The sequence below is a fragment of the Pullulanibacillus pueri genome (assembly GCF_014639255.1).
In the GTDB taxonomy this organism is placed as follows: Bacteria; Bacillota; Bacilli; order Bacillales; family Sporolactobacillaceae; genus Pullulanibacillus; species Pullulanibacillus pueri.
Genome location: NZ_BMFV01000001.1, coordinates 26085 through 41944 on the forward strand (window position 1 = coordinate 26085; position 15860 = coordinate 41944).

Sequence of the window (15860 nt, forward strand, 5' to 3'; positions counted from 1 at the left end):
AATGTGGTAGAGTTTATGTTATTAAGTTTGAAGTGTTTTTTGAATTGTCAAATAACTATAAGGTAATGGAACTGGGGATTTCCGTTGACTCATAAGAATAAGGGTGGTTATATAAAAGTAAATAATTCTGAAAAATACAACTGACAAGAAAGTGGGGGTACTATGACTTTAAGCTTAGATCACCTCGTATGGTTTGCTCATAAACCTGAAGCTGCTATAGACGAACTAAAAGGCATGGGAATTCATGCTATCCAGGGTGGCCGTCATGAAAAATGGGGGACATACAATAGTCTTGCCTACTTCGGGTTAAGCTATATTGAATTCATAGGGATAAAAAACGTGTCAATAGCTAAGAAGGAGAAACACAATCGCCTTATTATTCACATAGTAGAAGCAATGTCTGAAGGCAATGGTGAAGGTCCAGCAAGAATTGCGATTCGAACTAATCATATAGAAGAGCTTGCAGAGAAATTTAAGAAGCAGGGATTAGCAGTTTTCGGTCCCTTTCCAGGTGAAAGAATGACTCAAGAGGGCGAAGTTCTTAAATGGTCCTTGCTATTTCCAGAGGACCCAGCAAGCACGCTTCAACTCCCATTCTTTATCCAGTGGGAAGAAACCGACGATGTCCGATATGCATCATTTAAAGACAAAGGCTTAGTGGGTAAACATATAGCCGATAATCTGAAAATAGAAAGTGTAGGTATTGCAGTTCGAAACTTAGATGAAACCGTCAATAAGTGGGCTAGACTCATAGATGGAACTCCAGGAGAAACCTATCAATCAAAAATATTAAGTGCGAGTTATAGGGAATTAGAACTGTCTGAAAGTAAATTGATATTTTGTACACCAAATGGTCGAGGCATAGCTCAGGATGTTTTGACCGAAAGAGGAGAAACACCGTTTTTAGTTAATTTCAAGGGCGCAGAGGAACGCAAAATGATCAATAAGTTAAACGGGTATTGGGGAAAGAATATATTCTAATACATGGCGAGGGTGATTAATAATGGTTCTTGAATGTTTGAAGACGCTGATCTTATTGTGGTAGACACAGAAAACAAAATTAAGTTTTTAAACAGTTGAGTCATTTATTTCTATCAGCTCCATCAAATAAAGAATACATTAGCTTATTACCTAAGTCGTTTTGAACATAATAAATTGTTCCCTAGTTTAAATCAAGGTCAAGTGTTTGAAAGGATCGGTAATATATTAGGTGTTAAGCCAACAACCTTACGAAATAAGAGAGATATGTTTGATCCCTTTTGTAATACAATAAAAACTAAAGGCAAAAAAAGAAAAGGTTGGTGGCAAAATGACCGTTTATTATCTGATATGCAACAGGTTTTTGATTACTATAGGGAACTAGAGGAAGAAGAAATAGAAGAGGAAATAAGAGAGATTTTAAATATGTAATAATGGATTTCAATAAATAGAAATAAGCTTACACATGTACGTATTAAATGGAACTGATAATAAGTGAGATTGGGGAGAGGACAGGCAACCTTAGCTTTTTGTTAAAGAATCAATTAATAAATTGTAATAGAACGTTGTAGAATAGAGAATAGATATAAAAAATAGGAGATTAAACAATGAACATTTTTGATGCGCTAAATATTTTTTATAGGGAAGATACTATTTCGGATTTTCTTATTAATTGCTTTAGAAACTCTAAGGAGTTTTTAATTCGATTCTTAATTGAAGCTAACATTAAAGTTCCAGGGGATTCAATTTTTGAAATAAAAGGACGGGTGGGGTTAGGGAAAAGTATTGGAACCCCTGACATTGTCATTCTTGCAAAAAGTGATAGCTCCATTCATTTCATTATTGTGGAAAATAAAATGGGTGCTGCTGAGGGACACGAACAAACGAATCGTTATGAGTCAGAAGAGGCGAAAAAGCGGTTTGTAAAAAAGTATGGTATTGATAAAGAGAAGATGGATAATATTGAATTTCACTTTGTCTTTTTAGCATTAGATACAACAGCTAAGCCTAAAAATTCGCAGTTTACTTTTTTGAATTATGATCGCTTTTTAGTGGGCGAGTGGTCATTAAATGAGGAGACACTTCAAGTAATCTTTAGAGATTTTCAAAACAAGCTACAGTCTTTTTATAAACCACTTATGGAGCCGTTAAATACCCTTCAATCGGATATAGGATTGGAACCTATACAGCGTAAAATTTGCTGGCAATCAATTTTATTTGCAGCATTTTCTCAGTATCCTGAGTTACTACTGGATTGGGGTGAGGTTGGAGGCGCAGGGCGGAATAACTTTTTGTTCTTAATTTCGAAGCCTAATTGGACGAGTGAACAGTCCTATCATGATGTCGGACTTGCGCAAACCTTTAATATCCACATTGATACTTATATTAATATGTTGGATACAAGAGGGAGTAATGGTGTTGATGAAATTGGCATTCGTTTTGAATCCTTTCCCTATACTCCACATAGTAAAATCGATAATCTAAATGGATACCAAAAATTCAAAGAAAAAAAGGATATTTTTGGCGAGAAATTGTTCAAAGCTGCCAAACAAAATGGAATCGTTGCAAAGCGTAAAAATACAAAGTTACTTGTTATGACTATTCCTATTCATGCTCCTACTATTCGGGATACTGTACAAAATATGATAAAAAAAGTCAGGGCAATAGAAGAATGTATAGATAAGGTACTTATTGACATGAAATCAGAGGATTTAATTAAATAATATGAAGTAACCATAATCATTTCACTACTATCCTCTTACTTTTAGGAATTCCTTTTTGTAAACAGTTCAAATGTAATCTTAAGAATACTTTCGTTCATTCTTGATTGTTTTGCTCCCTCAATAATGCTTTTTCAAAGGTGTGAATAAGGTTCGTATGGAAGAATGGAAGAGAAAATTGGGCTGATTTTAAATAGTCTTAGCCTTAAAAGCCGCTGCATGAACTCAGGTTGTGAAACGTTTTGTGGGACAGTATTATTCGAGTGGTGACAGGCACTTGTGTATTTTAATTAGTCCTCGACATTTATGTCCAAATCCACCTGCTTTAGCAGGTGGTCGTTTAAATTGCGGCAACAAGGATTTCAACTCTCCGGTGACTTTGCTAAATTATATATTGCCTTACTAACAGATTTCTGGTGATCATAACAATAGATCTTTCCATTGAACTTTTTGTTTGATAAGCAAAAGGTTTTTACTTTTTCTGAGACTGGTTTATTACATACAACGCAACTATAATCCTTTTTTGGTGAAACATCCGTTTTAGGATTTTTCAATGCCTCAACATGATTCTTCCTAGTATCTTTATTTGTAATATTGGCCTTTAATAAAGCTTCATAAATTGTTGAGATATCCAGTTCTGTTAATAATGATTCCTTGTTTGTAAGCCTTAGTACAGAGTTTTTTCTATGGATAAACTCTGATAACTCAACATCATAGACGATCAGTTCATTAGAGGAAATCTCACGATATTCTGTATCCACTTTAAATGTGCTTCGCTTAGTGAATGAAACCATGGATATAAAGTAGTTATGATATTTTTGTGGAATAATAGATTCTAATGCGCGAATGTGGCCGTAATTCTGAACAAAGGGACTCATGAATTTGAATTTTCCATTAACCAACCACGTCTTCTTGTCTTTCCCTCCATAAATAGTCCCCTGAAAGTTTTTTGTTTCTATAACATAGATTCCATATGGAGTAATAACCAGATGGTCTATTTGAGAATAACCTGACTTTGTTTTAGAGTTCGCTATCAACATATCACTTATATAGCGGCAATCCTTTGGTAGTTGTTCCAACTGGATGTCTATTTTATATTCACCTAGCTCACCTTTTCGTGCTGCAACTTCTTCATGGGTTCTAGTTGTCTTGGTCTCATTAGGCGTAGATTTAGATGTTTTTTTATTCTGCGGTTCTTTGTGTTTTTTCCTAAATAGGTTGATAAATAGCAACATGATGATCTCCTTCATATTCTTTATTTTTGTTTATTAATGAATGTCCAAATACAAGATTAAACTTACGTGGTTATTATCGGCAAGAAAACTCATTTTGTAGAGTTAATTTGAAGCTTAATAACTGCTTTTTATTATATGAATTAAAAACTTTGCATAATTAAAAGGTAATAGTTTAAATAGGTGGATAATAGGTGGAAAGAAGCTGAAGCCAGAGTATCGGTATTGGAAAGAAGATGAGTTAGTCCATGCTGTGTTTGATAATGATGAAAATAAAGCTTATAGATATTTACTCGAATGCTTATGGAACAATAAACTCTCGTCAAAAAGGAGAAGAATTTGTTCCTTATAACAAAAATGGTATAAAAGGGGGGCTAGTAGATGCTAAAGACGGTAAAAATCATATTAGTTTAGTATTTAATTTAAAACCGGGGACATTTTACGATGAAGGTTTTCGCGAAAAACAAACTTAGTTTATACCCTTCCTAGAAAGATATTAACTGGATATTGTTTTACAAAAGCAGAAGAAAAAAAATAAACATGACCAGCTATAATCTTAGTGGAAAATAAAATTATTAAAAGCACGCCCTGAGAAAATTTAGCAGATTTACCTCACCTTTTGTCTTTTAATGTCAAAAAATGATGGGTATAATTGATGTAATATGTCCGTAGTGTCTTGGGATTAAAATTCAATTGGGTGATGAAATGAAGGAAAAAATGATAATTCTAAAGGATCGACTTAATGATTTGAGTAGACGTAATCGATCCATTAGAATGTTGAAGAGTTATGATAAGTGGTCTTTTGATTTAAGTCGACTTCAGAAGGTCGGTAAGGAACCTGAGGATATTTTAAAGGAAATTCTGGGTCGTGATAAAAAAATATCCATTGTGAAGCAAGATATTCGTGATGAAGAGTCTTTAATATTGTCTCAGAAATTAACCAATTTATTCAGAAATATTAAAGCCATTGAGGATGAAACAGGTCTTTATGATCTTTTTATTGGTTTTCCATTTATCAGTGGGGCAATGATGGACGGGACGTATGTAAGAGCTCCATTGTTTTTATATCCTGTTAAATTAGAAAAGGTAAAAGGGCACGGAACAGAATGGGAAATCCATGTTGATGAAGAATCAGAACCACAGCTTAATAGGACATTGTTTCTTGCTTTAAAAAAGATGAGCGACTTAAATGTCCCTGAAAGTATATTTGATGAAGCGGTAGAAAAAGCATCAACTGGAAATATTCCTGATTATATTGAGTGGTTAAAGAGCTATTCTATAAATGTTGATTGGGAAGGGAAACAAAACATAGAGCTTTTTAAAAATTACACTAAGGACACGATTCCTTCATTTGATAAAGGTGAATTCCAAATAGATAATAATGCATTACTTGGCCATTTTGCACAAGGAAACTCTGCACTTTTAAAGGATTATGAAGATTTTATAGATCAGTTAGAAGAGGGGGAAACTGATTTAGGCATTCTACAACCTTTATTGGGATTAGGAGATATAACTGAATCATATGAAGTAGACAACTTAGCGCCATCAATAAGTGAAAGTGAAACACAAAAAGCAAAAGAAAAAGATCGCTTTTTTGTTTTAGATACAGATGCTTCACAAGAAGAAATCATTAATTCAGTGGATAAAACTGATGGTCTTGTTATTCATGGGCCACCTGGAACTGGTAAATCACAGGTTATCGTTAATATTATTGCTAATGCTATGGCTCAAAATAAGAAAATTTTACTTGTTTGTCAAAAGCGTGCTGCACTTGATGTTGTTTACCAGAGGCTAGATGCACTTGGACTTTCCGCTAATATCGGGCTTCTTCATGATGAAAAGAATGATAGAAAAAGACTTTATCGTAAGTTACACACGCGTTTGACTGTAGATACTTTTCATGAGGATCTTGAACAAGAATTTGAAGACCTATCTAGAAAAATAGAAAATCGTGAAGCAAAATTAGATGCAATCGCAAAAGGTCTTTATGAAGTTCAACCATATGGTTATCGTGCGTTTGATTTATATGGATTAGGAAAGCCATTAAGCGAGCAAGAGGTTACCCTTAACCTTTCGAGTGTATTACGGGCACTTAATAAAAGTAATTTAGATGAAGTCTTGATGAAAATATTTTCTTATGGGGGATATTATAGTCGATTTGGTCAAGAAGACTACCCGTTGAAGGACCGTAATTCTTTTGCAAAATTAGAAATTAAAGATCGTCTAAACATTATCGAGATATTGAAAAAGGCAATAGACAAGGCCGAGGAAAGTATTGCGTATTTGGACCATTTTGAAAGAGATGAAGAGATAACCCCTGAATATAGTTGGGGAGTCAATGATAAATTAAGTAAGATTTATGATGATTTGAATCCTGAAGAGAAAAAGACACTTCAGAAATTAAGACTTTGGTGGTGGACATCATTTACCGGAAAATCAATCGTTCAGGAATTGATTCATGGAGATAAGTTTAAAGGTTTGGATTCTAAAGAGTGGCCGAAGCTTCGAGAAAGCTTGAAAATTCTTTATGAGCTATCAAACGTATCTGAGGAAATGACTAAAGAAATTCAATCATTATCTTCCTATTTTTCAAAAGTTCTACTGGATAAATATAAAGAGCAAGTAAGTAAAGGAGATATCCCATTACAAGCATTAAAACAACAACATGAATATGTTATACAAGACTTTGAAGATTTGAGAAATATGGATAGAATCTACGAAGAAAGTTTGCCTTTTATCCAATCAATTATTAAAGAGCTGAAGGGTAAAGAAGAATTAAATGAGCAATATGATTTAAGTGAGAAATGGGTTGATGCTGTAAAACAGTCTACATTTGTCCATTGGATTGACGAGATTGAAAATAGTTATCCAGAACTACGTCAAGTGGGAACAGAAGAGTTCAATAAGTTAAGAAGTTCTTTTAAAGAGTTAATTGAAAAGAAGAAAAACTTATCAGCTAAAGTTCTACAAAATCGAATGATTAAGGCTCTTAATGAAACACAGCTCCAGCATCAAAATGCTTTCAAAGATATCATTCATCAAACTGGAAAGAAACGGCAAGTATGGCCAGTCCGAAAATTAGTCAAAAAATATTCCTTAGAGGGTTTACTTGATGTCATGCCAGTCTGGCTTGTTTCTCCAGAAACTGCCTCAGCGATCTTCCCACTAGAAAAGGATCTGTTTGACTTAGTCATTTTTGATGAGGCTTCACAGTGTACAGTAGAAAATGGCATGCCATCTATTTACAGGGGATCAAAAGTCATTGTGGCCGGTGATGAGAAACAGTTGCCACCTTCCAATTTATTTAAAAGCGGAATGCACGAGGATGATGAGGACGAGGAATTAGATGAAATAGAAGAATCAGAAAGTTTATTGAATCTAACAAAGAGAGTCTTCCCAAGCAAGCTATTGCAATGGCATTACCGGTCAAAATCTGAGGAACTGATCAATTTTTCTAACCACGCTTATTACAATGGAAATGTCCAAATTGCTCCAAATGTCGATCATTTAAAAGATCCTGCATGCATTCAATGGCACAAAGTCGATGGTAACTGGATAAATCAATGCAATGAAGTAGAAGCTGAAGCTGTTGTTAGGCTATTGAAGTCGCTGTTAGTTAAGGATGCGTCAAAAACCATTGGTATTATCACCTTCAATGCCAAACAACAAGATAAGATACAAGATATTATCGATCAACGTACTGAAAAGGATAAAGAGTTCAATACGGTCTATCAACAAGTCATGAGCCGGGATTTAGATGAAAGAATATTTGTCAAAAATATTGAAAATGTTCAAGGTGACGAACGCGATATCATTATTTTCTCAATTGCTTATGCTAAAAATGAACAAGGTCGTGTCTATAACCGATTTGGAACATTAGGCCAACAGGGTGGTGAAAATCGATTGAACGTTGCTGTCACAAGAGCGAAAGAAGAGATCCATCTTGTTTCAAGTATTGAACCTCATGAATTAAATGTGTCAAATGTAAAAAATGATGGTCCTAAGTTCTTAAGGAGCTACATGGAATATGCAGAAGCTGTTTCAAACCTACAAAAGGATACGATTGAGTCAGTCCTTGTTAATCTCAATGAAGAAATGAATACAAAACGCCAACAAGGTAATCTAGATTTTGATTCACCATTTGAGGAACAAGTCTATAAACACCTCACCGATATTGGTTATAAGGTAGATACACAAGTAGGGATGTCTGGGTATCGAATCGACCAGGCCATCGTTCATCCAGATCATCCAGAAAGATATATTTTGGGTATTGAATGTGATGGCGCCATGTATCATAGTGCACCATCAGCCAAAGAACGCGATGTCTATCGCCAGCGCTTTCTTGAAAGCAAAGGTTGGAAGATTACGCGCATTTGGAGCCGGAACTGGTGGAAAGATCCAGTCGGTGAAATAGAGAAGATCGATCAACTTGTTAAGAAATTGGTTGAGGAAGAAAAGATAAAAGAAGCACTAAAATTAGGACTGAATTAAGGAAAATCACCATGTGGGAAATCACATCCCATTTGGTGATTTTTTATTACTTAATTTAGGTGTCCATTTTCAATATTAGAAACATAGATGAATTTGGGAGGAAATTTGTTTTCTTATCAAAAATTTTCTTTGATAATAAAAAAATCGTATATGGAAATATTTTAGAACGTGAAAACTATGTCATTTTTTGAAGTTTTGTGGTGTAATAATAAAGAAAGGTGGTTTTTTAGGAGGTTGTCAAATGACGGACCATCATGGATTGTTTGATTTTGTTGAGAAATTTTCTAGTGAATTATTCGATATCGTTGTTCAGTTAGAGGAAGCGCTGTTTAAACAGCCGCAAACAGTATTAATGCAAGCACGTCTATATACAGAACAGTTAGTAAAAGTCGTGAGTAAGCAAGAAGGACTTGAGGAAGTTTATCCTTTAAAGCATGTTGAACGGATTCAAAAGCTTTATCGCCAAAATGCCATTGAAGAAGATATGTATATTAAGTTGGAATGGATACGTAAAAAAGGTAATAAAGCGGCACATGATGTTTCTTCGGTAGAATTTGAAGATGGACTCAAAGCACATAAGTATCTGTTTGATATTAGTGTCTGGTACATGCAAGTCTATGTTAATTATGATTTTGAAGCGCCGATTTATAAGCTACCTGTGCCTTCTCAAGAGGCGAATACGATCTCTACGCATGATCTTGGAGAATTGATTAAGCCATTTATGGATCAAAGCTTTAAGCAGATGGATGAAATGCGTAGGGAGATTCAACGTGAATTAGAAGCAATTAAGTTGTCTAAGAAAAAGACAGAGGAAAAAGAGGCAAAACTGCAAAAAGCAGAGGAGTCAAAAATTCAGTTTTCTTTATTAAATTACTTAAACGAACAAAAGCTTCAGTATATTGACAAGCGGGAACGAAAAGGTGCCTTATGGGTTGTTGGGGGTTGGGAACTTAACGAGCAGTTATTCCCTTTAAAAAAGCATAAGATTTATTTTCGATATGTAAAAAAAGGAAGTCGGGCCACCAAATATAAACCTGCTTGGTTCCTTTTAAATAAGCATTTGGATGATCCATCGACTGAATCTTCATTGCCAACAAAGCAGGAGAGGGGAAAAGAAGAGCTCCCCATTGATGAATCGGTATTAAATGAAAATCATCATGTCCAAACAATACTTTCCTTGGAGGAAGTGACTACAGAATATTGGAGAAGTTCGGGTCAGCTCCTTGTTCCGTATTCTCTTTTAGATCAAAAAGTGAATCAAATCAATTTAGAAGGGATCCAACGCCTACAAAAACATGTTGGTATAAAGACCTTTCGCGATTTGACAGATGATCATCTACGCATTGTCTATAAAGCTACTAAAGAAGACTTTCACTATATAATGCAAGAATTGTATTGGTTAGGATGTCGCTTTACTGATCGGCTGGCTTCATTTCAACCCGGACCAACGGTGAAACCTGAGCATCGCATCACTGTAAAAGGATCTGGTCATGAGGAATTACGTTCTCTTATTACGCCGAATATTGCGAAATATTTGGAAAATAAAGGGGTGCAAAGAATTAAAGATCTTCATGACATGCTTGCGACGTCAATTCAATGGATAACAAAAATTGATATACAAATATTGGTCAATCAAATCAACAAAGCTGATTTTATAACAGTTTCACACCTTGTAGAAAAAAAGGCATCCACTGGGGTTAATCAGGATGGTGATGCTTTGATCTTATCTTTTCAGGGTGTCGAAATTGAAGCAAAGATGGATTTGATTCGGACTCATATGAATGAATTAGGTATTACTGGCTGTGATAACATGTTGCAACAATTATCTCAAATGGGCATCCACGCATTGAAAGATCTTCCTAAAAAGCTAGATGAACTTCATGAACAATTACAAGGTGTTGGGGCCAAGACGGTAGAGAAATTTTGGAACCAATTAATGAAAATCAATAGCGAGGAGCCAGTCGCAACTCAGCCTTCCCATGACACTGAGGGAAATAAGCTTGTGTATTTAAACGAAACCACACTTGCTGTACCGACTTTTTTAGAAACTTTTCCATTAAAAATAGATGATTTTCCAGGGGTCGAGAAAGCTGTTGAGCGTTTAATAGAGAATGGTATAAAAACATTGGGGCAGCTCCCAACATCTCTAAATGAACTTGGAAAATTAGATCGAATTGGAAGGACAAAGCTCTTGAAAATAGTGGAGCGGCTCCAGACGGTGATTAATCGCGAGCAGCAACAACATCATTTGGAACAGTTATCTCCCGATGAGAGGCTAACCTTTGAGTTAACGACTTTTGAACACTGGATGGCAAAACTGCAGGAAGATGAAGCGTTCCTTAAAGCGGAGAAAATCCCTCAAAGATATTTAAAACTTCTAAAGACTCGTTTTAATTCTTTTTTGAAAGGGGAACATGTGACACTCGAGATGCTCGGTGAAGGGGAAGGGCTAACACGTGAACGAATACGCCAAATTTTGTCCAAAGGAGACCAGCGCGTTGCCACAAGATTGAAAGCACTCAATGATCTACTAAGGCAATTACTTAACAAAAAAGGTCACTTAATGATGGCTTCCTTTATAGATCTTACTTCATTTGTTCACTTTGTTTTAAAAAGTGCATTAGAGGCGATTGGATTAACAATTGTTTCTAAAGGGACTCGCGTCTTAATAACTGATTTAGAAAAAGAAAAGATTGATGAGTATGAAACCAATATTAAGGAAGACATCGAAGAGGCTTTTTATCTCCATGTTATTACGCCTACTGAATTACAAACCTATTGTGAAGAGAAGGAAGAGGAAGATGGGGTTGAAGCGAGCCTCATAAAAATACTAGCTGCGCCTTATATAAAATGGTTATCAACGGAACAAGGCATTTTGAAAAGTGTGCGAAAACACCATGCGGTTGAAATGGTAATGTTGCAATATCCTAATGGAGTAGAGGTGTATAAACGAGAAGATGAGCTTAATGATAAAGCCAACGATCTAATGCCTGGTGAATTTACGGGTGAGCGTGATTTTTATGCCATTGCGACACGTCAGGATATGGCGGATCGTATCTTCCTTTGGGGAAGGGGCAAATATATACACTCGACTTTCGTTACTAAGGATGAACCATGGATTCAAAGTGTCCAAAGGATAGCTGAGGAATGGCTAAAAGAGGAAGAATTTATTCATGTCAGTAAATTATATGAAGAGGTTAAGGAAGAAGCGGAAATTAGAAATGTTCCAAACGAATATGCCCTCTATACACTTATTCGACACTATCCACTAGGATCACTTGCTTTAAATAAGTTTCCGATGATTCAACCAGCGGGAATGGAAAAACAAATGAATTCAGAATACATTGAGCAATTTATTCGTGAAAATGGTGGACGTGCCGATCTCAAGGATATGGTTGAGCTCTTTGTTGGTAAACGAGGATGGAAAAAGTTCACGCTTGAATTTACGCTTTCTTCAAAGGAGCAATTTATTCTATATCAACATGGTAAGTATACGCTGCTTTCCAATTATGATCATATTAAATTAAGCGATATGCCCTTTGTAGTTGAAGCTATTGAAGAGAAGATAAGTCAAACGCCGTTTATTTCAATTGGCGCCATTTTTGATGAACATGAGGTCATACTCAAAAGTTTGGGGATTGAGACCAAACAGATTCTTTATGCAATATTAAAGAATCGCAATGAGATCGAGGCGAAATTTCCTCGCTACCCTTATATCGTTTCATTAACGCATAAGTTCGATACGCTTTCGGGGATTCGTTTTATTGAACAGTTTATTTTAGAACAGGAAGACATTGTGGCGCGTGAGGAAGTTGAAAGCTGGGTAGCTGAGGTGTTTGGAGAAAACGACAGAGTCTTAGATGTTGCTTTAGTCCAGGTTCCCGATATTTTGTATTATACTAAAGGCCAGTTTGGCGAATATATCCATCGAAAGGTTATTGGAATAGATGAGCGAAAGGAAACTCAGATTCACGATATCGTACGTCAACGTTATGAAGCTATCGTTCTATCTAAACAAAGAGATTATGTCTTCTTAAATGAATTATATGATGACTCTCTCCTACCTATGTTGGGAGCGGGAGTCTTTTGGAGCCAAGATTTACTTGGAGATATTTTGAAAAAATCGGGCGAGTGGACAACTATAGGCTCATACGACGAAATTCTATTACCAATAAATCATAACAAAATAGTGGATGATATTTCCTTTCTAGAATATGTTATAGATCATCATTTTAATGGTGCTGTAAAATTGAGAGATTTACGGAGTTTTTTAGCGGATATTCGCTATTCTAAGGAAGGTAAACTGTTATTCTCAGTTGAAGAAGCACTTCGAACTGGTCAAGCCCCTTATGTTGTAGACGGCGATGAACTTATACTCGAAAGCTTAAATAAAGGAGTTATAAAATGACAGATAATGCGCTTATAGCAAGATTATCCTCTCTGCTAGAAGAAGAGGATCCACATGTGCACGACCTTATTTTAGATACTATTCGACAAGTGGAAAAGCACCCGTTGTCTGTAGAGGCACACGCTAAGAAAATAGAACGGATGCTGGATCGTAAATTAATTCAGTGGGAAGGTGATTCCGAGTGATCATTCATTCTCTCGAAATGGACCATTTCCGTCAATATTATGGTCATCAATCTATCCAATTTGCTTCCTCAGAAGGGGAGCAAATTGTTACTGTTATTCTAGGGGAAAACGGAAGAGGAAAAACCGGTATATATCGGGCCATGATGTTAGCTTTCTTTGGTGATACCAAGCTGGAACAGGATTCACAAGAGGCCGAAATCATTTTAACGAATATCAAAGCCCTAGAAGAACAAACACAAGGTGTCCAAAGTGGGGTTACGGTCATCTTTGAACATTTACAGCAGACCTATCGATTAAGGCGCACCTATTTTGCACAAAAGACTGAAGATGGCGTTATTCATGAGCAATTGTTAAAGGTTTCATTGGACAATGTGACGACAAATGAATCATGGCAAAAAGAACAAGAAGTACAAGCGATGATTCGAAAAATAGTCGATGAACGTGTTAAACATTATTTCTTTTTTGATGGTGAACGTATAGAAAGACTGACACGTGTCTCTTCACAACAACGTGAAGAAATCGCCATTGGCATAAAAAATTTGTTGAAAATAGACCATGTAATGAAATCAAAAGAGGTCATCAATAAAGTCCTTTCAAAAGTAAAAAAAGAACTTGAACAACATTCAAAGGGTGAGTATAAGAAAGCCTTGATTGAACTCACTCAAAAAGAACAAAGTATGGAAAAACTGGCTGAACAACAAGAAACCATTCTAAAAGAAAAAAACGCTAACCAAGATCGGATTCTCTCAATTGACGAGCAATTAAAAGAATATGAAAGTATGAAAGCCTTGTTTCTTGAACGTGAGACACTTGAAAAGGAAGAAGATCGGCTCAAGCAAGCGCTTATGAGTAAAATGGAACAACTTAAGAAAATGAATAAATACCTTCCTTTACTCTTGGGCGAGGATACGTATCATGCAACACTCGCAAAATTGCGAGGAGACATCAACTTGTCTAATACATCAGGGATAGAATCCGATTTTATTAATCAACTTATGGAAGACATGCGCTGTATTTGTGGAGCGTCCGTTCCAAAGGAGTCTCCTGAGTATCAACAACTGGCTGCATTAAAAGCATCTGTAGAAGCATACGAGGAAAACAAGACCTTTCATGATCTTTATCAGTCTTTGCAAGGGCTTATCTCCTATCTTGAAGGACGACAAGATTCTGTCGCTTTTATCTTAAATGAAGTCAAACAAATTCAAGGCGATCAAGAAGAAGTCAAATGGAAACTCGAAGAATTAAATCGCAATCTGAGTGCTGTTGGAGAACAAAAGATCTATACTCTTAATCAGGAACGTACAGAATTGACACAAGCGATGATTCAACTTGAAGTGAAATTAACACAAATAGCTCAAGAACAGGCAGACTTAAAAAGTGATATTGATCATTTAGAAATGAATGTTCAAGAACTTAAGCGTAAAAGCGGCATCCGTGATCAACTATTGCAGAAGCACGATATCCTTAGACGAGCCGTTGCTTCTTTAACATCACTTATTGCTACATTTGAACGTGAACTCATGCAAGAGTTAGAGATGACAACGCAACAAAATTTACAATATCTTCTTGATGATGCCGGAAGAGCGATGATGAAAAAGGTAAAGATTAATCCAGACTATTCAATCGAAATCTTAAATGCTTATAACCAACCGTTTTTGGCAAATATCTCACAAGGCCAACGCCAGGTATTATCTTTGAGTTTTATCACCGCCCTAGCTCAAGTTGCGGGTGGAAAGACAAGTTTAGAGATGCCATTATTAATGGATACACCTTTTGGTCGTTTATCCTCTGTCCATCAACAAGGGTTATTAGAATATTTACCTAAAATTTGCTCGCAATGGGTTTTACTTGTGACAGATCGGGAATACGGTCCAGAAGAACAAGCTCTCTTTAGGCAGTCGAATGCTATTGGGCGTTCGTATCGCTTAACTTCCACAGAACCTGGTGTCACACTTATTGAAGAAGTTAATAGCCAAGCATTAGTGAAGGGGTGATTAGCTATGGATGAAATCGGTCAATTACGAATCTATGTATCAGAGCACTATTTTCCTATTTATCATGAATTAGGAAAAACATTATTTACTCAAAACAGTGAATTTTTTATTCTATGTACCTTTGTCGGCATTCACCTGCAGCAAAGCTTGGATGTATCCAAAAAACACGAACTCTGCCGTGCCATAACTTTAACAGAGCACGACTGGATTTCATTACGTGCCCTCTATTATCAGACACAGGGTGAATTAGGTAGCTACAAACAACTCACTCAAGAAGCTGAAAAATATGCTCATGCGGGTCTCACTTACTTGATAGATAATGATTTACAAGATTATGTCCTACAAGATGAAGAAGGAAACTATCATTTAAAGGGCCACTTAGAAGACCTTGAGCTACAAATTATGGATTATGTGATGAAACAGAAAGAAGAAGTGCCTTTTTAAAAGTATATAAATTAAGTGAGAATACGTGGGAAACTCATTAATAAAAAGCATTTGGTTGGGAAAGAGGCATTGTCTTATATAACTTGCCCATTTTCAAAGATAAATGATAATGATTTTATGAGGATTGTTTTTAAAAACAGATGGCAGTGGTCTAATAGACACGTAAACGAAATATTTTAAAAACGACACAGATGTTAGTGCATCTACCGCCATCCAATAGTCGTTTCCCCTTCAAGGGAGTCGGCGAACGGGTGGAAATAGACCGTCGTCTCTGATCAAGGGCGGTCTATTTTGTGTTCCCTGGGAATGATAAAATCACAACAACAAGTATTGCGAATTGGATCATCAAACCTAAGGCTTCATAGACTGTGATAGGCTCACCCCCCTTCCGTAATAACATGCCGCAA

The 15860-nt window shown here is 36.0% G+C and carries 11 protein-coding genes; 9 read left to right on the top strand and 2 right to left on the bottom strand.

Annotated features, from left to right (window positions below; all coding sequences use genetic code 11):
- Positions 1–162: 162 nt before the first annotated feature.
- The 3 genes from IEV91_RS00140 to IEV91_RS00150 all read left to right on the top strand — a co-directional run bounded on the left by IEV91_RS00140 (position 163) and on the right by IEV91_RS00150 (position 2702).
- Positions 163–981 (top strand): VOC family protein, encoded by an 819-nt coding sequence (locus tag IEV91_RS00140; RefSeq protein ID WP_188494845.1) that lies wholly within the window; start codon positions 163–165, stop codon positions 979–981.
- Between the two features lie 174 nt (positions 982–1155).
- Positions 1156–1410 carry a hypothetical protein gene (locus IEV91_RS00145; protein ID WP_188494847.1) on the top strand — a complete coding sequence of 85 codons (255 nt, stop codon included), beginning with the start codon at positions 1156–1158 and terminating at the stop codon, positions 1408–1410.
- 176 nt (positions 1411–1586) lie between these two features.
- Complete coding sequence (locus IEV91_RS00150; protein ID WP_188494849.1) at positions 1587–2702, top strand: PDDEXK-like family protein; 1116 nt, start codon at positions 1587–1589, stop codon at positions 2700–2702.
- Between the two features lie 359 nt (positions 2703–3061).
- Here IEV91_RS00150 and IEV91_RS00155 read toward each other — a convergent pair whose 3' ends face one another.
- Positions 3062–3934 (bottom strand): nuclease-related domain-containing protein, encoded by an 873-nt coding sequence (locus IEV91_RS00155; protein ID WP_188494851.1) that lies wholly within the window; start codon positions 3932–3934, stop codon positions 3062–3064.
- A 260-nt stretch (positions 3935–4194) separates the two neighbouring features.
- Between IEV91_RS00155 and IEV91_RS00160 the strand changes: the two genes are divergently transcribed.
- From IEV91_RS00160 to IEV91_RS00185, 6 genes are all read left to right on the top strand, one after another.
- On the top strand, positions 4195–4404 hold the full coding sequence (locus IEV91_RS00160) for a hypothetical protein (RefSeq protein WP_188494853.1): 210 nt from the start codon (positions 4195–4197) through the stop codon (positions 4402–4404).
- A gap of 244 nt (positions 4405–4648) precedes the next feature.
- The gene (locus IEV91_RS00165) at positions 4649–8422 is read left to right on the top strand and encodes a PDDEXK-like endonuclease domain-containing protein (RefSeq protein ID WP_229745315.1); all 3774 of its coding nucleotides are present in this window, start codon (positions 4649–4651) and stop codon (positions 8420–8422) included.
- A 241-nt stretch (positions 8423–8663) separates the two neighbouring features.
- Positions 8664–12830 (top strand): sigma-70 family RNA polymerase sigma factor, encoded by a 4167-nt coding sequence (locus IEV91_RS00170; protein ID WP_188494857.1) that lies wholly within the window; start codon positions 8664–8666, stop codon positions 12828–12830.
- Positions 12827–13015: a hypothetical protein gene (locus tag IEV91_RS00175; RefSeq protein ID WP_188494859.1), complete on the top strand. Its 189-nt coding sequence runs from the start codon at positions 12827–12829 to the stop codon at positions 13013–13015. Before IEV91_RS00170 ends, IEV91_RS00175 begins: the two co-directional genes overlap by 4 nt.
- Positions 13012–15009 carry an AAA family ATPase gene (locus tag IEV91_RS00180; RefSeq protein ID WP_188494861.1) on the top strand — a complete coding sequence of 666 codons (1998 nt, stop codon included), beginning with the start codon at positions 13012–13014 and terminating at the stop codon, positions 15007–15009. Before IEV91_RS00175 ends, IEV91_RS00180 begins: the two co-directional genes overlap by 4 nt.
- Before the next feature lie 6 nt (positions 15010–15015).
- Positions 15016–15453, top strand: coding sequence for a hypothetical protein (locus IEV91_RS00185; protein WP_188494864.1), 438 nt, complete (start codon positions 15016–15018; stop codon positions 15451–15453).
- 286 nt (positions 15454–15739) lie between these two features.
- Here IEV91_RS00185 and IEV91_RS22020 read toward each other — a convergent pair whose 3' ends face one another.
- Complete coding sequence (locus tag IEV91_RS22020; protein ID WP_373284377.1) at positions 15740–15853, bottom strand: putative holin-like toxin; 114 nt, start codon at positions 15851–15853, stop codon at positions 15740–15742.
- Between the last annotated feature and the right edge of the window lie 7 nt (positions 15854–15860).

Excerpts from the sequence above, each read along its gene's own strand:
- IEV91_RS00150 (WP_188494849.1), top strand. The coding sequence starts at position 1,587 with ATGAACATTTTTGATGCGCTAAATATTTTTTATAGGGAAGATACTATT.
- IEV91_RS00155 (WP_188494851.1), bottom strand. The coding sequence starts at position 3,934 with ATGTTGCTATTTATCAACCTATTTAGGAAAAAACACAAAGAACCGCAG.
- IEV91_RS00160 (WP_188494853.1), top strand. The coding sequence starts at position 4,195 with ATGATGAAAATAAAGCTTATAGATATTTACTCGAATGCTTATGGAACA.
- IEV91_RS22020 (WP_373284377.1), bottom strand. The coding sequence starts at position 15,853 with ATGTTATTACGGAAGGGGGGTGAGCCTATCACAGTCTATGAAGCCTTA.
- IEV91_RS00185 (WP_188494864.1), top strand. The coding sequence starts at position 15,016 with ATGGATGAAATCGGTCAATTACGAATCTATGTATCAGAGCACTATTTT.
- IEV91_RS00170 (WP_188494857.1), top strand. The coding sequence starts at position 8,664 with ATGACGGACCATCATGGATTGTTTGATTTTGTTGAGAAATTTTCTAGT.
- IEV91_RS00175 (WP_188494859.1), top strand. The coding sequence starts at position 12,827 with ATGACAGATAATGCGCTTATAGCAAGATTATCCTCTCTGCTAGAAGAA.
- IEV91_RS00165 (WP_229745315.1), top strand. The coding sequence starts at position 4,649 with ATGATAATTCTAAAGGATCGACTTAATGATTTGAGTAGACGTAATCGA.
- IEV91_RS00140 (WP_188494845.1), top strand. The coding sequence starts at position 163 with ATGACTTTAAGCTTAGATCACCTCGTATGGTTTGCTCATAAACCTGAA.